At 58.4% G+C, this 16,492-nt stretch carries 29 protein-coding genes; all 29 read left to right on the top strand.

Annotated features, from left to right (window positions below):
- The first annotated feature begins 5 nt into the window (after nucleotides 1-5).
- The 29 genes from CPPEL_RS02920 to CPPEL_RS02800 all read left to right on the top strand — a co-directional run bounded on the left by CPPEL_RS02920 (nucleotide 6) and on the right by CPPEL_RS02800 (nucleotide 16,467).
- Nucleotides 6-314 carry a helix-turn-helix domain-containing protein gene (locus CPPEL_RS02920; RefSeq protein WP_123959734.1) on the top strand — a complete coding sequence of 103 codons (309 nt, stop codon included), beginning with the start codon at nucleotides 6-8 and terminating at the stop codon, nucleotides 312-314.
- Between the two features lie 296 nt (nucleotides 315-610).
- A complete protein-coding gene (locus CPPEL_RS02915; protein WP_123959733.1) occupies nucleotides 611-985 on the top strand; it encodes a hypothetical protein in 375 nt (124 codons plus the stop codon).
- The gene (locus tag CPPEL_RS02910; RefSeq protein ID WP_123959732.1) at nucleotides 982-1,398 is read left to right on the top strand and encodes a dUTP diphosphatase; all 417 of its coding nucleotides are present in this window, start codon (nucleotides 982-984) and stop codon (nucleotides 1,396-1,398) included. The genes CPPEL_RS02915 and CPPEL_RS02910 overlap by 4 nt, the downstream gene beginning before the upstream one ends.
- A 3-nt stretch (nucleotides 1,399-1,401) precedes the next feature.
- Nucleotides 1,402-1,752, top strand: coding sequence for a hypothetical protein (locus CPPEL_RS11110; RefSeq protein WP_164470362.1), 351 nt, complete (start codon nucleotides 1,402-1,404; stop codon nucleotides 1,750-1,752).
- On the top strand, nucleotides 1,749-2,138 hold the full coding sequence (locus CPPEL_RS02905) for a RusA family crossover junction endodeoxyribonuclease (protein WP_164470361.1): 390 nt from the start codon (nucleotides 1,749-1,751) through the stop codon (nucleotides 2,136-2,138). Before CPPEL_RS11110 ends, CPPEL_RS02905 begins: the two co-directional genes overlap by 4 nt.
- Nucleotides 2,135-2,476, top strand: a complete 342-nt coding sequence (locus CPPEL_RS02900) for a hypothetical protein (protein ID WP_123959730.1) — start codon at nucleotides 2,135-2,137, stop codon at nucleotides 2,474-2,476. Before CPPEL_RS02905 ends, CPPEL_RS02900 begins: the two co-directional genes overlap by 4 nt.
- Entirely contained in the window at nucleotides 2,473-2,628 is a 156-nt protein-coding gene (locus tag CPPEL_RS11105; protein ID WP_164470360.1) for a hypothetical protein, read from the top strand. The genes CPPEL_RS02900 and CPPEL_RS11105 overlap by 4 nt, the downstream gene beginning before the upstream one ends.
- Nucleotides 2,625-2,768, top strand: a complete 144-nt coding sequence (locus tag CPPEL_RS11100) for a hypothetical protein (protein ID WP_164470359.1) — start codon at nucleotides 2,625-2,627, stop codon at nucleotides 2,766-2,768. The genes CPPEL_RS11105 and CPPEL_RS11100 overlap by 4 nt, the downstream gene beginning before the upstream one ends.
- Nucleotides 2,769-2,781: 13 nt before the next feature.
- Entirely contained in the window at nucleotides 2,782-3,195 is a 414-nt protein-coding gene (locus CPPEL_RS02895; protein ID WP_123959729.1) for a hypothetical protein, read from the top strand.
- 97 nt (nucleotides 3,196-3,292) lie between these two features.
- Entirely contained in the window at nucleotides 3,293-3,469 is a 177-nt protein-coding gene (locus CPPEL_RS11095) for a hypothetical protein (protein ID WP_164470358.1), read from the top strand.
- Nucleotides 3,466-3,960, top strand: coding sequence for a hypothetical protein (locus CPPEL_RS02890; RefSeq protein ID WP_123959728.1), 495 nt, complete (start codon nucleotides 3,466-3,468; stop codon nucleotides 3,958-3,960). The genes CPPEL_RS11095 and CPPEL_RS02890 overlap by 4 nt, the downstream gene beginning before the upstream one ends.
- A 19-nt stretch (nucleotides 3,961-3,979) precedes the next feature.
- Nucleotides 3,980-4,432, top strand: a complete 453-nt coding sequence (locus tag CPPEL_RS02885; RefSeq protein WP_123959727.1) for a hypothetical protein — start codon at nucleotides 3,980-3,982, stop codon at nucleotides 4,430-4,432.
- Nucleotides 4,429-4,716: a hypothetical protein gene (locus tag CPPEL_RS02880; RefSeq protein ID WP_123959726.1), complete on the top strand. Its 288-nt coding sequence runs from the start codon at nucleotides 4,429-4,431 to the stop codon at nucleotides 4,714-4,716. Before CPPEL_RS02885 ends, CPPEL_RS02880 begins: the two co-directional genes overlap by 4 nt.
- A 12-nt stretch (nucleotides 4,717-4,728) precedes the next feature.
- Nucleotides 4,729-5,328 (top strand): hypothetical protein, encoded by a 600-nt coding sequence (locus CPPEL_RS02875; protein ID WP_123959725.1) that lies wholly within the window; start codon nucleotides 4,729-4,731, stop codon nucleotides 5,326-5,328.
- Nucleotides 5,329-5,453: 125 nt separating this feature from the next.
- Nucleotides 5,454-6,182 (top strand): hypothetical protein, encoded by a 729-nt coding sequence (locus tag CPPEL_RS11260; RefSeq protein WP_245990489.1) that lies wholly within the window; start codon nucleotides 5,454-5,456, stop codon nucleotides 6,180-6,182.
- Nucleotides 6,183-6,545: 363 nt separating this feature from the next.
- Complete coding sequence (locus CPPEL_RS02865) at nucleotides 6,546-7,325, top strand: phospholipase D-like domain-containing protein (RefSeq protein WP_123959724.1); 780 nt, start codon at nucleotides 6,546-6,548, stop codon at nucleotides 7,323-7,325.
- Between the two features lie 57 nt (nucleotides 7,326-7,382).
- A complete protein-coding gene (locus tag CPPEL_RS02860) occupies nucleotides 7,383-7,694 on the top strand; it encodes a P27 family phage terminase small subunit (RefSeq protein ID WP_123959723.1) in 312 nt (103 codons plus the stop codon).
- Nucleotides 7,695-7,714: 20 nt separating this feature from the next.
- Nucleotides 7,715-9,262, top strand: a complete 1,548-nt coding sequence (locus CPPEL_RS02855; protein WP_245990488.1) for a type 1 periplasmic-binding domain-containing protein — start codon at nucleotides 7,715-7,717, stop codon at nucleotides 9,260-9,262.
- 17 nt (nucleotides 9,263-9,279) lie between these two features.
- A complete protein-coding gene (locus tag CPPEL_RS02850; protein WP_123959721.1) occupies nucleotides 9,280-10,545 on the top strand; it encodes a phage portal protein family protein in 1,266 nt (421 codons plus the stop codon).
- On the top strand, nucleotides 10,508-11,773 hold the full coding sequence (locus CPPEL_RS02845) for a head maturation protease, ClpP-related (protein WP_164470357.1): 1,266 nt from the start codon (nucleotides 10,508-10,510) through the stop codon (nucleotides 11,771-11,773). Before CPPEL_RS02850 ends, CPPEL_RS02845 begins: the two co-directional genes overlap by 38 nt.
- A 10-nt stretch (nucleotides 11,774-11,783) precedes the next feature.
- Nucleotides 11,784-12,188 (top strand): capsid cement protein, encoded by a 405-nt coding sequence (locus CPPEL_RS02840; protein WP_123959719.1) that lies wholly within the window; start codon nucleotides 11,784-11,786, stop codon nucleotides 12,186-12,188.
- A 32-nt stretch (nucleotides 12,189-12,220) separates the two neighbouring features.
- Entirely contained in the window at nucleotides 12,221-13,153 is a 933-nt protein-coding gene (locus tag CPPEL_RS02835) for a phage major capsid protein (protein ID WP_123959718.1), read from the top strand.
- Nucleotides 13,154-13,164: 11 nt separating this feature from the next.
- Nucleotides 13,165-13,533 (top strand): hypothetical protein, encoded by a 369-nt coding sequence (locus tag CPPEL_RS02830; RefSeq protein WP_123959717.1) that lies wholly within the window; start codon nucleotides 13,165-13,167, stop codon nucleotides 13,531-13,533.
- A gap of 18 nt (nucleotides 13,534-13,551) precedes the next feature.
- Nucleotides 13,552-13,974: a Gp19/Gp15/Gp42 family protein gene (locus CPPEL_RS02825; protein WP_123959716.1), complete on the top strand. Its 423-nt coding sequence runs from the start codon at nucleotides 13,552-13,554 to the stop codon at nucleotides 13,972-13,974.
- A 68-nt stretch (nucleotides 13,975-14,042) separates the two neighbouring features.
- The gene (locus CPPEL_RS02820; RefSeq protein ID WP_123959715.1) at nucleotides 14,043-14,333 is read left to right on the top strand and encodes a hypothetical protein; all 291 of its coding nucleotides are present in this window, start codon (nucleotides 14,043-14,045) and stop codon (nucleotides 14,331-14,333) included.
- Nucleotides 14,333-14,602 carry a hypothetical protein gene (locus CPPEL_RS02815; RefSeq protein ID WP_123959714.1) on the top strand — a complete coding sequence of 90 codons (270 nt, stop codon included), beginning with the start codon at nucleotides 14,333-14,335 and terminating at the stop codon, nucleotides 14,600-14,602. Before CPPEL_RS02820 ends, CPPEL_RS02815 begins: the two co-directional genes overlap by 1 nt.
- Nucleotides 14,599-15,003: a hypothetical protein gene (locus tag CPPEL_RS02810; RefSeq protein ID WP_245990487.1), complete on the top strand. Its 405-nt coding sequence runs from the start codon at nucleotides 14,599-14,601 to the stop codon at nucleotides 15,001-15,003. The genes CPPEL_RS02815 and CPPEL_RS02810 overlap by 4 nt, the downstream gene beginning before the upstream one ends.
- 66 nt (nucleotides 15,004-15,069) lie before the next feature.
- Entirely contained in the window at nucleotides 15,070-15,969 is a 900-nt protein-coding gene (locus CPPEL_RS02805) for a phage tail tube protein (RefSeq protein WP_123959713.1), read from the top strand.
- 129 nt (nucleotides 15,970-16,098) lie between these two features.
- Nucleotides 16,099-16,467, top strand: a complete 369-nt coding sequence (locus CPPEL_RS02800; RefSeq protein ID WP_123959712.1) for a hypothetical protein — start codon at nucleotides 16,099-16,101, stop codon at nucleotides 16,465-16,467.
- Nucleotides 16,468-16,492 lie beyond the last annotated feature (25 nt).

Genomic DNA, 16,492 nt, shown 5'->3' with positions numbered 1-16,492 from the left:
AGTGTTTGAGTATCCGCGCTGTGGCGTGGGTGAGTGACGAAGTGGACGATATTTCGCCCACGGAACGGGCTGTGCTGTATTTCCTCGCTGACAAAGCCCGCGACCACAGCGGGACTCAGCAAGCATGGCCTTCAACCGTGTTCATGGCGGATCGTCTCGGAATGAACCGCAGCACCGTGCAAAGGAGCATCAAAAAGCTACGCGATTCTGGGCTGATTGTGCGTGGGGATCAGTCGCTTGTGGCGCGGCGTGGAGGTGGCCGACGCCCCGTCGTGTGGGCGCTAAATGTCCCGTCTAAACCCCAGGGCGAATGATGCACCCATGCACCATTTGCCCATTTTTGAATGGTGCACCCACGCATCATTCAATGGTGCACCCATGCACCATTCAATGGTGCACCCATGCACCATAAAGACAGTAAGTAACAGTAAGTGAACCACGAAGGGCGTGCCTTACTTTTCAGTAACCCACGCCCTTCTGTAACTGGGGCTAGCGCCCCAGACCCGAACCGGTAATGCTCCGCAATGTGGCATTCGCCAACATAGCGGCATCGGTCATCAATGCGAACTGATCGCCATTTCAACAACCACACCACTAGAGGGCACCACCAATGCTCATCATCAACCACATCAAAGCCCAACACCACAACACCGAACTCGCCGACATGCGTTTCGCGGCGGATGACACGGGGCGCACCCTGATCCGCAAAGTCGGGTGCTGGCACCTCGCACTCCCAGGACGCGCACCCCAACCCGTCGCCAATCCCCGCATCGCCATGCAACTCGCACAAGCACACGAAAGGAACCACATGACCACAACCGGCACCCTCATGCTCAAAGCCACCAGGGACGGTGTGCCCATCATCCGCAAAATCGGCGACCGCTGGGTGCTCGCACACCCAAACACCTCGACGCCGCACACACACACGAATTTCCAATCCGCGCTGCGCCAAGCCAACCGATTCAACCGAAAGGCCACGAAATGACCCCCATGCCCTACATCACCAACCGATACCCTCTCCGCAAAGCCCACGCGGATGATGCCGCCTACGACCTGCACAACACCGGCAAAATCACCACCATCCCACCCCACCACACCACAAAAATCCCCACTGGTATCCACGCCGCCATCCCACAAGGGCACGTCGGGATCATCAAAGACCGCTCCAGCATCGGAGCCAAAGGCCTCGCCGTGCGCGGCGGGGTGATCGACCCCGGCTACACCGGAGAAATCATCGTCCTCATCCAGAACAATTCCCCGCGCAGTCAGGTGATCCAGCCCGGCGACCGGGTAGCGCAGCTTTTGGTGATCCCCACCTCGCCGGTGACCCCCGTCGAGGTGAAAGTCCTCCAAGACACCCAGCGCGGCGATGGTGGATTCGGAAGCACAGGAGCCTAAACCATGGATCCGCAAAAATGGCGCGTCAAGCAACACGCCCCGGATGACCCGCAACGCCGGTGGGTGGTGTACCCACCCGGGGTGACCGACCGATTCGCACAGCAAGCCCAATGGCAAGCGAAGGGCGGGCGCGTATTCCGAGGCTTCTACGCACGCCGGAACGCCATGCGCTACGCCGAAGAGCAATACGCCAAGACACACCCACCACGAACCACCGTGGAGCTCGCGCACCGCATCGCCCACAACATCGACCGTGGTAAACCATGGGCGTTCACGAGAACCGATGCCCACACAGTGATCCGCGAACTCCACCGAAAAGGCCTCATCCCCAACAGGCAGGTGGGGAAACCATGATCATCATCACTGTGGAGGGCACACCCGCGCCCCAGGGCTCCAAAAAGCATGTGGGGCATGGCCGCATGGTCGAATCCTCTAAAAAGCTCCCAGCGTGGCGCACAGCGTTGATTCAGGCGTGCAGGGAGCAATACCACGGCCCGCCACTGGATTGCCCTGTGATGGTCACCGGCACCGTGTGGATGCCCCGCCCAAAACGCCCACGCTTCCAACACCCCGCCGTCATGCCCGATCTGGACAAAATCCAACGCGCCATCGGGGACGCACTCCAATACGGCGGCATCGTCAAAGACGATGCCCGCATCACCCACTGGAACATCCAAAAAACCTACGAAACCCCCACACACGCACCAGGTGCCCAACTCACCATCCAGGAGATCACATGACCATATTCGACCAGGCAATGGAACTCGCAGACCACATCGCCGAAACCGGCGGAGGCGAACGCGAACTCATCCGCCAACTCCACCGTGGCGGCATGCTCAAAGGCCCATCCCCGCTTGACATCACCCTCGGGCGCGACCAATCAGAACACCGCCCCACATGGGAATTCAACAGCGACCTATTCACCGCCGAAGTCACCGCAGGCAACACCCACCTGCACCTATCCGCCTGCGACACCACCACGCGACTTGCCCGCATCCGCATCAACGAAGCAGACACCCAAGCCCTGATCGACCTACTCGAATCCGCCCTGACCTACCTCAAGGAGCACAAAGCATGAGTGAACGCATCCTCGGCATCGTCCAAGCCCCCAAATCCGGCCACATCTGGCACCGCACCGAATTCCAAGACATGGCCACCGCCCAAGCCTGGGCAGCCCAAGCCCCAGCCTTCCGCCACATCACCACCCAAGAACAGGAGAACACCAAATGAATATCCGCGATGAAGTCCAGTACCGGATTGAGCGCGCTCTAGCCCCCTTCGGGCTTGACGGCTACGCCGATGGCGTGATGGACAGCCTCGATACCGTAATCGACGACTGGGAAGAAGAAGTTGGTGACTACCTTGCCTAAAACCCTGGCGGACATGACCCAAGAAGAACGCGACCAGTGCCGGGGCATGTGGTGCGACTTCGGCTACCTGAAAGGCCTGGATTGCCTCGCAATTTTTGCTGGCATGAGCAAACGGCACCACGGCTACGCGGACGTCATCTACGACGGCGAATGCGGGATGATAACCGTCCCCGGAACCCTCACCCCGCGCTTCGATCTGCCCCGCGCGTGGAATGCGGATGGAACACCACCCAAAATGAAAACCGAGTTCGCCCGCGTCGAGTGGGACTACATAGACAAATTCATATCCGTATTGCCAGACGGCGATGAGTGCATCGACGAAGAGAACTTCATTCACCCCAACCGCACCTACCGAGATGGCGAAGCGGTCGCAGCTCGCTTCTGCACTGAATGGGAACCGTACCAAGAACAGGAGCGCACTAAATGACCCTCATCGACCTATTCGCCCTGCTGCTCACCGATTCGGGTTTTGCTATCGGCTACCTCGGCGAAGCCCTCAATCACCTGGTGAACGGGGTGCCACTATGACCGGCCAACTCACCCTGTTTGGTGGCCGCTACCAGTGCCCAGCATGCGGTGTGCAAGAACCCAACGACTATGTATATGGCCTGAATCACAGCATCCCAACAGGCCAAGACCAATGCATCAGCCTGATACTCAAAGCCCGCCACCGCCAACACGACAAGGAACAAGCAGCATGATCACCAAGGAATACCTTGTGCAAGTACTCGAAACCCTGGGGTGGCGCATGAATACGGTTGCGCCCGCCTGCGAGGAAGAGATCTGGGTAAACCTAAACGAAGCCGGGCATATCCGAGTACCAATGCACGACGAAGATGACAACGACAAGCCAAGTGACTACCAGCACCGACTCGACGAGGCTGCACTCGAAGTCCTACGAACCCCGCGCAACCGAATGGTATGCGACCTCTACCTAGACATGGAAGGGCAGCGTGAATACACGGTACAGGTGTATGTTGCCGGGCGCTGGGCCTACTACAAGAGCATGGGGCACACCGGGGGCGTACTCACCACCGCATGCCCACATGCCGCCACCTGGTTCAAGACCAAAGAAGAAGCCGAAGAACATGCTGCCACCAGCGCCTACCCAACCGCCATCTTGGTGCGCACCGTACACCAGCCGGAACTCGTCGACGCCACCCGCGAGCAGAAGCCCCGGGCACTCGACTAACTACCCTGGAGATGGACGAATGATCACACCAGATAAAGCCCAAGCGTTGCTTAAAGGCGCCACCCCAGGGCCTTATGAACTCGAAGAGTCTGGGGAGCAGTGGGCTGACTGCCCACCCAGTCATAGCATGCAAATAACAAGCCGCGACGGACACGCACTAGTCCAGAAAGAGGTATCCGAAAGGGTTGCCGATGAGTGGCACGCCACATTTGAGCTCATGGCCACCGCCCCGGACATGGCCAAGCAGATCGCCAACATGCGCTGGGAATATGCGGTGGAGCTGCAATACGAGCCAGACCGCTGGGAGCTCTACAAACACACCAACCTGTTTGCCCTGATCACCACCGAAGTGCCCGCCAATGGCAGGTGGTTTGACACCATCAAGCAGGCACAGGAACACGCTAAGACCACGAAATACCCGACCCGCATCGTCCGCCGCCTAGCGTCCACCGAATTGGAGGTAATCGAATGATCCTCACCCACCTCACCGTGAAACAGCACCTTGAAGCGCTTGAGGACGTGCGCGCCCTGATCAAGCACATGCAGTTCGAATTCGCACCCCAGTACCGATGCGATGAGCCTTACAACGAATGGGTGTACATGCACCGCAACAGGTTCGCTATCACCACCGACCCCACCTACGCATCGTGGCATGTCGATCCGGAAGAAATTGCCGGCATCCTTGAGCGGTGGGAGCAGGAAGGCCTCCGCGTGCGCATCATGTGCCGCCTCGTCACAAAACCAGTCGAATACTAAAGGAGGCTGCGCATGCAGCTAAATGAGCAGGAAGCCCGCCAGCTCATCCGAACATCAATCGCCCTCCACCAAGAACTGGAGCACAAAAAACACAGCCCCCCACCCCAAAAAGAAAAGATCGGACACACCCCACCCCATCCAGGACCCAGAACCCCAGGTGGCCGCCTCACCGATATCAGCATCGATCTCGCAACCAACCTCGCGGAACTCATCCGCGACCTAGCCCACCGCGTCACCCCAGGCCGAGAACTCCCCGCCGAAGCCATCCCCCTACTCAGGTGGCTACAATTCAACCTCCAAGCCGCCATGCAGCAAGACTTCATTCAGGATGTACTGGATGAGATCGAACAGCAGCGCAAGCAACTCACCGGCCTGCTTCAACCAGCGGAACCGGCGACACAAAGCGCCAAGACTTTCAACACCGCAACCGCTGTGCTGCAGGTGCTGCAGATGCATGGCCACCTCAAAACAAGGGAGGATCTGAGGAATTGGGCGAACCGCGGCTACATCAGTCGAGTGAAAGACAGGCAAGGTCGCTCGCTGTATTGCGCAGCAGAAGCCATACAGCACATTGAGCATCAGCGATGCACTGCAAAACACTTGATAGACTGAACGGTCTAATGCTATAATCGACGTGGTGGTAAACCACACCCTCGATACACACTAGGTTGGTTTACAAAAAACAACCCCCGGCCTACCCGCTGGGGGTTTACCCGTATCTACACCAGGGGGTGCCCATGCTGCATATCGTCACCGGGCCACCAGCCGCAGGAAAATCCACCTACATACGCGAGCAGCGACACGATGGTGACGTGACCGTGGACTTCGATGACCTCGCCAACACCATCGCAGGTAAGACACCATCGAATCACGAGCATGTGCAGCACATTCGCGCGATCACAAAGGCGATGCGCAAAACACTCATCGATGCCGCGATCAAGCATGCGGGTGAGCATGATGTGTGGATCATTCACTCAACACCATCCGAAGCAACGCTCGACAAATACCGTGCGCATGGTGCGACGGTGCACGAGATTGACCCCGGCAAAGACGTGGTGATGAAGCGCATCAAGCAGGAGCGACCAGAAGCGATGCTGAAAGTCGCTGGCAAGTATTACAGCAATCAGAAAAGCGGTAAGCGGAAGCGCACCACAAAGGAGCGTGGCTATCATCACCAGCACCAAAAGATCCGTAAGGCGATGCTCACGAACATGACCCAAGGGCAGCCGTGCTGGTGGTGTGGAAAGCCCATGTACCGGGAAGCCGAGCGCAACCCGGATGGTAAGCCCCTGGCTGCTGATCACCTCCAAGCCGGGGGCGCTGGCCTCAACCAAGCAGCAGGACGGTTGTTGCATTTCAGTTGCAACTCGGCGCGCCAAGATGGAAAGCGTGACCACCTTCGGCCTGCGTTGGCGAAAAAGCCCGTCGAACAACCCCAAACGGAAACGGGTTTCAAGTGGGGATGAGGTGCCCCGCCCTGTGACCAGCGCGAACGCTTAATGAAACCGTCCCCCAATAATCTTAGATGGATGGCCACGCCCGACCCCCCTCGATTGCACAGTCTGGCCTTCTCTCTCCTCTGGATTATTTTCGGCTCTAAACCGCGTCCTAATGCGCGCTGTGAGCCTTTTAGGTGTGCGGTGTGGCCTAGTACTGGGTTTTGGGGTTGGTCGCCTTAGATGGGCTTAGATTGCGTGGTGCAGATCGCTTGTTTTGGGCGTGTAAAAGTGGCAAAAACAGTGTGTGACCTGCTAGAATGGATAAAAGTAAGGCCGTTGCGGAAGTGGAGTTCCCAACGGCGTGGTTGCTGAAAGAAAGGATTCAACAACATGACCGATTCTAGCAAGCTCGCCCGCGTTTTGAAGCGTGTCGCCAATGATGAGGGGTTGGAGCTATCCAATGCGATGGTGAAGCACCTTGCGGAGTCGCTGGCAGCGCACCCTGAGCCTGCGCATGCTCGCCCGGCGCGTAAGGCTCACGCCAGGTTCTCAAAGGCTGGTGTGGCTGCGCAGTCTATCGCGGGTTTTGATCACGGCATGGACGTGCTCGGTTTGACGTATGGGCAGTTCTCGCTGATTGATTTGGTGCAGGCCACCTTGGATATCACCGGCCCTGCTGATGTGACCATCGCAACCTGGTCTGCGGGTTTCTATGACTTGGAGGCCGCGAAGAATTTCCGGGATGATGGGCGCATCCGGTCGATTCGTTTCATCATGGACTCGGGTAGGCAGAAGAAAGGCCAAGCTGGGGTGCATGAGATCGATGCGCTGTTTGGCGAGGACGCGGTGATTACGATCCGGACTCACGCGAAGTTTGTGCTGATCCGCAATGAGGATTGGGATGTGTGCATCACTTCTTCAATGAACCTCAACAAGAACATTCGCTGCGAACAATTCGAGATGACGGACGATCCAGAGCGCTGCGATATGTTCGAGGATTTTGTTGGTGCCGCGTTTCGTGAAGCCCCTGAGTCAAGGTCGTTTGGTCGCGTGATGCCTGGGCTGCGGTCGGTTGATCCGGCAAGGCAGGTACTTTCGGTGTCTGGTGTTGCGCGCCATGTCGGTGCGGTGCAGGTTGGACAGGTGTCGCTTGCCCGCGAAGCCGGTTAAAGGAACAAACATGCTTGCCCCACATTGTGGGGCTTTTTTCATGCCCAAAAGGAGGTGATGGTGTTGTCTGCATTTGATGATGAGGTCGAGGCGCTCCGAGCCGGGCGGGATCTGAACCACTTTGACCTGGCAGCAGTGGAAACAGTCGCCGGGCTGATTCTCCGTGTCCGTGAAGCGCAGGAGGTGATCCAACGTGAAGGCACCATCGTGGACGATGGTAAGGGCTTTCCGGTGGAGCACCCCGCGTTGGTGATTGAGAAGCGGGCTTCGCAGGAGATTCGCGGGTGGGTGCAGCAGCGCCCTGATCTTTTTGGGCAGCAGAAGCAGTCACGGCGTGCGCGTGGCGGATCTGGCCTAAAGGCCGTCTAAACAGGGGGGGGTGATTGGTTGTGGAGTCGCAGTTGATTGGCTCGCGGTATCCGCGACTGGCACATATCCCCGAAGGTGACGCTTCTCGTGGTGATCGCGCTGTCGCGTTTGCCCGTGGTGCTGGCATGACGCTGTTTCCTTGGCAGGAAGATGTGCTGCGTGCCATGTGCATTACCGGCGATGATGGTAAATGGGCTGCGTCGGAGTCTGTGATTTCGGTGCCGCGCCAAAACGGCAAGGGCGAAATTCTGGTGGCCAGGGAGTTGGCCGGGATTTACCTGTTTGGCGAGTCGGAGATTCTGCATACGGCGCACTTTTTGGATACGGCTGTGGATGCTCGTGATCGTCTGTGGGATGTGATCGAGCACTGCGAAGATCTGATGTTTTGGTGGGAGGATGACCCCGAAACGCCTGGGGTGCCGCAACTGGTGCGCTCTAACGGTAAAGAGTCCATTGTGTTTCCGACTGGGCAGAAGGTGAAGTTTCGCACCAGGACGGATAAAACAGGCCGTGGTTTGTCCATTGATCTGCTGGTGTTTGATGAGTGCTTCAACCTGCCGAAGCAGACCCATTCGGCGATCTCCAAAACAACTCGTGCTAAGCAAAATGCCCACACGATTTATATTTCTTCGCCGGTGGACAAGTCGGAGCACATGCATGGTGCTACGTTTTCCGCGAAACGCTGGGCTGGCATTGATGGTGCGCCGGGGCTTTTGTTTATGGAATGGTCTGCTGATCCTGATCAAGTGGACATTTACTCGCGTGAGGCGTTGGTGCAGTCCAATCCGAGTTTGACGCTTGAAGGGCCTGGTGCCCAGTTTCGTGATGCGATGCAGGACGCGAATAGCGCCAAGGTGTCCGAAACCCTGCGTGATGCCTATTTGGTGGAGACGTTGGGCATTGGTAATTGGGTGCCGCGTGATGGTGAAGAAAGCGACTTCACGCCAATTATTGATTTCGATGTGTGGGGAGCATTGCAGGATGATGCCCCGGCTGTCACGAAGCTGCGCGAATCCGCGCTGGGTATTGACGTGAATGTCAATGGCGATGTGTGCGCAATGGTCGCTGCTGTGAAAACCCGCAAAGGTGTGCATTTGTCGCTGGCTGATCGTGTCGAATTTGATCGTGATGCGCTGCTCGCAGATCTGGGTAAAGCCGTGGAACTCAATGACCCGCTGGCTGCTGCGATTGATGTGCGTGGCCCCGCCTCAACGATTGAGCGCGGTATTAGTGATCTTGGGGTGGAGCCAACGATCATGCAGGCCAAAGACGTGGCCAAAGGCTACATGCTGCTCCAGCAGCTCATCCACGAAGGGGCATTAACTCATGATGGTGATCCGCGTTGGCTAGACGCCCTAGGAGTTGTTGAAGAACGTGAGATTAGTGGCATGGGGCGTGCTGTGAAGCGTGTCCGTGGCGAGGGTTGCCCCTTGGTGGCTGCGACGTTTGCGATTTTGGCGTTGGACAAAACCGGGCTGCAAGAGGTCGTGCCGATGCCGCGCCGTGGCGGTTTTACTCCGGTGGCTGTGCCGTCTGCTGGTGGTGGGCGTGCTGATTTTGATTTTTAGGAAGGTGGTGATTGGGCATGGCTGAGATTGGTCACGCATCACCGCGTGGTGTTACCGGGCTGGTTGCCGAAGATAATTGGCAGCTCACATTCCCGAATTCCACGCGGGTGTATTCCAAGATGCTCAGGCAAGATGCACAAGTGCAGTCCATCTTGAAGGCTGTGACGTTGCCTATTCGTCGATCCACCTGGCGGATTGATCCGAACGGCGCACCGGATGCTGTGGTGCAGCACATCGCTAGTGATTTGCGGCTGCCGGTGCTTGGGCAGGAGCGCGGTACGGTGCCGAGGCGTCGTGGCCGTGTGTCGTGGGATGCGCACCTGCAAAAAGCGTTGTTGGCGCTGCCGTATGGGCACATGTTCTTTGAGCAGGTCTACCAGGTGGGTGACGATGGGTTGGAGCATCTTGTGAAGCTCGCGCCCAGGTTGCCTGGCACGGTGTCGAAAATCAACGTTGCTGACGATGGCGGTTTGGAAAGCATTGAGCAGCATGCGCTTGGGCACGGTGGTAAGCCCCCCGTGATCCCGGTGTCGCGCCTGGTGGCTTATTGCTTCGAGCCGATGGATTCCACTTGGTTGGGGTCGAGTATTTTGCGCCCTGCCTATAAGCACTGGAAGTTGCGGGATCGGTATTTGCGCTTGGAGGCGCAGGTGCTGGAGCGCAATGGCATGGGTATCCCCACTTATGAGGCTTCGCCGATGCCGGAGGATGCGCGCCGTGAACTGCAGGATGGCCAGGCGATTGTGGAAGGCATCCGGTCTGGTGCTCATGCCGGCGTGAGTATTCCCAACGGTGCCCGTTTTGACCTTAAAGGCATTAGTGGGCAGGTGGCCTCGCCGCGTGAAGCGATTGATTATCACGATGCGATGATGGCCAAGGCCGTGCTTGCTCACGTCCTGAACTTAAGTGGCAAGGGCGGTAGCTACGCGCTCGCTGAAACACAAAATGATCTGTTTGTGCAGTCGTTGCAGTCCATTGCGGATTGGATCATCGACACCGCCAACCAACACATCGTTGAAGATCTTGTGGAACTGGCGTGGCCTGATTATGACGGCCCCGCGCCCCTGCTGATGGCTGACCCTATCGCCTCCAAGAAGGAACTCACTGCCGAAGCGCTCGCCCTTTTGGCAAACGCGAAGGTGCTGCTGATGGACCCGCCGACCGAGGCCGAGGTACGCAGGCGCTACCAACTGCCCGAGAAGGATCCGGATTACATTCCCGAACTCAAGAATGGAGGTGGCGACGATGCCGAAACATCAGAAGCGCCCGCTGGCACTGATTGATAGTGCTGATGGGCCGGTGCTGGAAATTTATGACGAGATTGGCAATTGGGGTGTGACTGCGCAGGCGGTTGCCCAGCAGCTCGCCGGTGTCGATGGTGACCTGACGGTTCGGTGCTCGTCGCCCGGTGGTGATGCCTTCGAGGGCGTGGCCATTATGAATCTGCTTCGAGCGCACCCCGGCCGGGTGACTGGTGTTGTGGAAGGCTATGCCGCTTCTGCAGCGTCGGTGCTGATGGTTGGTGGCTGTGACCACCTGATTATGCGTCCTTCGGCTGAGCTGATGGTGCATAACGCTTGGGCTTGGGTTGATGGTGGCGCGGATGATTTCCGTGAGCTGGCGGATTCCCTGGATCGCATGAATGACAAGATGGCCACGATTTACGCCGAAAAGTCCGGTGGCTCCCCCGAGTCGTTCCGTGAGGCTATGGCGCGGGAGACGTGGTACACGGCTGACGAGGCCGTGGCTGCTGGTCTGGCTGATGAAGTGCGTGATGGTCGTGAGGTGCCAGCCGCGCCGGAGCTGATGAGCGCCCGGCTGCGGGCTGCGTTCAAATATCGGGGGCGTGCTGATGCCCCCGCCCCTGATACACGAGGAGAAAACATGGATTTGCAGGCTTTTGCACGCCGTTTGGGGTGTGCTGATGATGCCGATGAGGCAACGATTTTAGCGGCGCTTGATGAGGCGCTGGCTGAGCAGGTCGCCGAGGGTGAGCCTGTGGAAGAAGCCCCTGCCAAGGAAGAAGATGAGGGTCAGTCGGAGCCGGTGGCGGATTCTGCCCCGGAGTCGGAAGAAACCCCTGAACATGAGCCGGAGTCGGAGTCGGTGGTTGAGGGTGAAGCTCCCGCTGATGATGAAGCCCCTGCTGATCATGAGCAGGAGCCGGTGGAGTCGGAAGAGGAGTCCGAACCGCTGGTGGTCACCATTGATGCGAAAGACCTTGAGGCGCTGCGTCGCCAAGCCGCGTATGGCATTGCTGCGAAGGCGCGTGACGATCACGCAGCACTTGAGGCGTCGGTTGATCAGGCGATCAAGGAGAACCGTATTTCTGCTGGTTCCCGTGAGCGTTGGATCAAGGCGATGGAGGCCGATCCGGAGGGCACCCGCGAAAAGCTGGGTCGTATCCCCAAGGATCTGATTCCGCGTGCTGAGGTGGGTCATAACTCCGCTTCGGTTGATCACACTGTTAAACCCCAAGCTGCACCTGGTTTCGGTGCTGTAAGCGTCTAAGGAGGCGTAAATGTCTAATCCCACTTTTGTGCAGGGGCCTGTGACTTGCAAGGTCAATGCCGAGAAGATCGAAAAGTACCGTTTGGTGAAGCTCACCTCGGATGGCATCGAATATGCGGGTGCTGATGCGCCGGTGTTTGGTGCTGTGACTGAGGCGGGTGCGAAGCCGGTGGAGCGTGAGCCGGGCGATCTGCGTGTTGGTCTGCCTGATGTTCTGGCTGTGCATACTGCCCCGTCTGTGGTGCCTGTTGCCTGCGATGCGCCTGAGTCTGTGAAGGCTGGTGCGCCGGTGTATGCCGCTGCTGAGGGCAAGGTGTCCAATGATGGTTCCGTTGTCGTGGGTGTTGCCCTGCGTGACGGCGCCGAAGGTGACGCTACCGTTCGTGTCCGTTTGCTCGCCCCGGTGGCGAAATAATCCGCTGGCCATACAGATAAGGAGCTTTGATTATGGCTAATACCCTTTCGTCCACCTACGACGGTGGCGCCCTGACCGTTTCGGACATTAAGAATGATCCGACTTTCTTACAGACCCGCATCACCGAAGAACTGGATGGCGCTTTCGTCGAAAACCTGCTTTTCCGCGATGGTGGCCAAAACGCCTCCGGTGTGGTCGCGTTCCGTGAAGCTGCATCGGCTGTGCTTGCTGATGCACCCGAGGACGTGGCGGAATTCGCCGAAATTCCCACCTCGGTGCTTGGCCTTGGTGCGCTGAAGTCTGCTCACGCCCGCAAGCGTGCCCTGGGTGTGCGTATCTCGTATGAGATGCTGCATGAAAACAAGCTTGATCTGCTTTCGCAGCAGGTCACCGCGCTGAACAAGACGATGGTGCGTGACTCTGTGCGTACCGCGCTGGCTGCGCTGAATGGTGCTGTGGCTGGCAATGAGCAGGCAGCTACCGGCGCCTGGGGTGGCGGTTCTGCTGACATCGTGAAGGACGTTTTTGACGCGATTGAGCGTGTGCAGGGTGCGCATGTGGATGGCAACCCCAACGAGTTGTACGGCTATGACCCTGACACCCTTTTGGTGCACCCTGCTGTGCTGTCGAAGCTGATGCGCAACGACAAGATCATGTCGGCGTATGTGGGCGATATTGCCCACGAGAACCCCGTCTACAAGGGACTCACCACCAACACGATCTTTGGTCTGAATGTGGCCACCTCGCGTTTCATGCCGCTGACTGAGGCGTGGGTGCTCGAGGCCGGAACCGTGGGCTTCTACTCGGACACGATCCCGCTGACTGTGACCGAAACCTACCCCGAGCGCGGTAACTCGTCCTTGGGTGGTTCCACGATGGCGTGGCGCACTGATGCGGTAATCAAGCGCGCCGTGGCTATTGACAACCCGAAGGCGGTCGCGAAGATCACCTCCATCGGCAGCTAAGGGAGGTCGTTGTGAAGATTCGCATGGTGCGTGGCACCTGGGATCAACGCATCGCGCCCTATGAGTATGTGACCCACCGTCCTGGTGATGTTGTGGAGGTGTCCGATGAGGATGGCCTGCGACTGATCCAGGGTGGTAGCGCGGTTGATGCTGATGCGGTGGTCGTGGAACAGGAGAAACCTAAGCCTGTGAAGCGTGCTGAGAAGCCCGCTGTGGTGAAGCAGGTGCCGAAGAAGCCTCGTCGTTCTGCCCCGAAGGCTGAATGGGAGAAGGTGGCCACGAAGATCGGTGTTGGTACGCAGCGTGCTGATGGTGAGCCGATGGAGAAAAACGAACTCATTGTGGCTGTTGAATCCCGCTTGGCTGAGTTGTCCGACTAGACCGTTAGGGGGTTGCTCATGTTGTTTTCGCTGAAAGACCTTGAGCCGCGTTTCCCCAGGGCACTGAGTGATCATGAGCGGTCGCGTAGCGTCGTGCTGCTGCGTGATGCCGAAGAAATGATCGTGGCGGAATTCCAGCGCGAAGGGCGCGATTTTTATGCCGAGGCCGAGGCCGAGTGGCTGCTGGTCAATGCGCGCCGTGTGGTGTTCGAGCTGGTGTCGGCTGCGCTTTTGACTGGTGATGCTGCTGGTAAGCGCCAGCACTCCATTACGGTGGGTGGTGTGACTGAGTCCTCTACTTGGGCTGATGTTCATGCTGCGCCGTGGGGTGTTTTGGCGTTGTCGGATGCGCAGCGTCGGTTGCTGGGGTTGTCGGTGGCTGTGGGGCCTCGTGGTCGGTGGCCTCGTCCTGGGCGTTGGCCTGAGAGGTGGTGCGACTGATGTGGGCATCTACATTGCGTGTGGTGAAGGCGGGGCGTGAGCCTGACCCGTATAAACCCCGTGGTGGCATGATCACGCTTGACCCGGCGCGGGGTGCCCAAGTCATGCCTGAGCGGTATCGCTGTGAGGTGCAGCCGGTGGAACTCGTCGAAGATGACGGCGGGGGCATCAGGGTGCATACTCGCACCTCGTGGCGCGTCATCACCATGCCGGGGTGTTTCATTGAGGGGCTTCGCGCTTCTGATGGTGTCCTGGTCGATGGGATCGACGGGGTGCTTGAAGTGGTTGGCGAGGTTGGCCAATGGCAGCACCCAACCCACGGTCATTCCGAATTCACGGTGAGGCGGTGGCAAGGCTAATGGCTCGTGCTGACTTTGATGCTGATGCCATCTTCCAGCAGGTCATGGCGCAACCCGCCGTCAAAGCAAAGCTCATGCAAAAAGCCTCGCGTATCGCCACGTTGGCGCGTAAAGACATGGTTCGAGCCAAGATTGATGGCAGCGTCACGATCAAGCAGCGGCATTTATCGACGGGGCGCGCGTCTCTGGATGTGCAGTGTTCGGTGAAGCCGGAGGATGAGCGTCGCGCCGGGCGGATTATGCGACGTGCAGGAAGGGGTGGACGATGATTCGTGTCCCTGACATGCTGAAATTCGTTATCGACTTCCTGGGCGAAGCGATGCCTGATGTGTGGGTTGCAGACGCGCTACCACCTGACGCTGAACTCGCCGATGCGTTGCCGTGCGTGGTCGTGGACATGCTGCCCGGCGAAGAACTGAAACACTCCTGGGGTGGCGAAGGATTCCCGGTGCGCCTCGATGGTGTGGCCTTGGACGTGGAAGTGTTCGCCGCGTCTCGTGGTCGCGCTGTGCCTGTGGCTGACCAACTCCGCGCCCTTATGCACCAACTGCCCCATATCGCCGGGTCGCAGGTGGTGTCGGTTTCGTGCCCTGCTTTTGGGTCGCGTGAGGATCTGAACCCGAGGGTGAAGGTGCTTGGAGGCGTGGTTGATTTGGCCACTCATTCCTAGAAAAGAACAAGAACAAACAGCCCCCCAACCTGGGGGCTTTTTCTATGCCTGTAGGAGGCAAAAATAATGGCTATTTCTGATGTGCTCACCGGCTTTAATGCCGGTGCTGCTCGCGTCGCCCTGACTGGTGCTGTGCGCACCGCGCCGATCGGTCTCGAGATGAAACCCATCGGCGAAAAATACGGCGACGAGTACACCAACCTGGGCTATATCTCCCCGGATGGTGTCGAAATTTCCTTCGACGAGGATAAGCAGGAATACATTCCTTGGCAGGAAGTGTCCGCGATCCGCACGGATATCACCAAGGCCGCGAAGGCGATCAAGTTCACCCTGTGGGAAACCGATCCCGCGAAGATCGCCATGTTCTTGGGTGTGCCCGCCGACCAGATTGAGGACATTGCATCCGAAGGTGGTGTGGCGTTCTGGGAAGAAGGTCTGCCTGTCTTTGAGCTGCAACAGCTCCATGTGGACATGGTCGATGGCGATAAGCACAATCGCGTGTCGTTCCCGTCCGCGAAGATCACCGAGCGTGGTGCGCTGGTGATGAAGAAGGATGACATTTTCGGTCTTGAGGTGACGTTCACGACGTTCCCGGCTGGTGCTGAGTATGAGGGCACTCCGGCGCGTGGCAAGACCGCGTATTGGCAGTTCAACAAGGCGTTCGCTGAGGCTGCTGATGTGTCCACGTCGGTGGATGGTGTCGCACCGCTGCGCGTGACCACCGAGTCCCTGCCCGCTGGCACCCAGTCCGAGGAGTACAGCGGCAAACTTGACGCGACTGGCGGAACCCCCGGTTACACCTGGACGGTGTCCGATGGCACCCTGCCGCAGGGTATCGAGCTGGATACGAACGGCACTCTGTCCGGCACCGTCGATTCGTCCGCCGAGACTCAAACCGTGACGTTCAAGGTGGAGGACTCCAAGAAGCTGCCCGCAACAAAGCAGCTCACCATCACCATCAACTAAGCAGCAACACCTTTGGGGTGGGTGCGGGTTTCCTTGGCAGGGCTCGCCCACACCCACCGTCGCTGCGTGCCGCTTCAATAGCCCTGCCAACCGTTCTTTCCAATAACTCCATAGATAAGGAGCCTTGCCATGACCGCTATTGATCTTGATGCAATTCTCGCCCAGCGCGCAGAAGCCACCGGCGCGGAAGAAGGCCGCATCCCATTCATCTTCAAGGGCGAAACGTTTACTTTCCGTGATCCCGTGACCCTGTCCGATGAAGATCAGGAAGAGCTTAATGAGCTTGGCGAAAGCCAGGATGCTCGATTCTCTGACGTCGCGGTGTTTTGGATGGGCGAAGAAGAATGGGAACGCTTCGAAGCCGCTGGTGGCACCGCGCTGATGTTCCGCTTCATCGTCGAAGAAAACGCACGCCGTGAGCAGGAAGTCAATGCGGCGGGAAAATCGTCTGCACGTATGAATCGCTCGCAGCGTCGTGCGGCGGGCCGGAAGCGCTAGAAGCAGCGTTGTGGCGCACCTATGG

This window comes from Corynebacterium pseudopelargi (assembly GCF_003814005.1).
In the GTDB taxonomy this organism is placed as follows: Bacteria; Actinomycetota; Actinomycetes; order Mycobacteriales; family Mycobacteriaceae; genus Corynebacterium; species Corynebacterium pseudopelargi.
The sequence above is the reverse complement of the archived record's forward strand: the minus strand, read 5'-3'. Positions and strand labels throughout refer to the sequence as shown.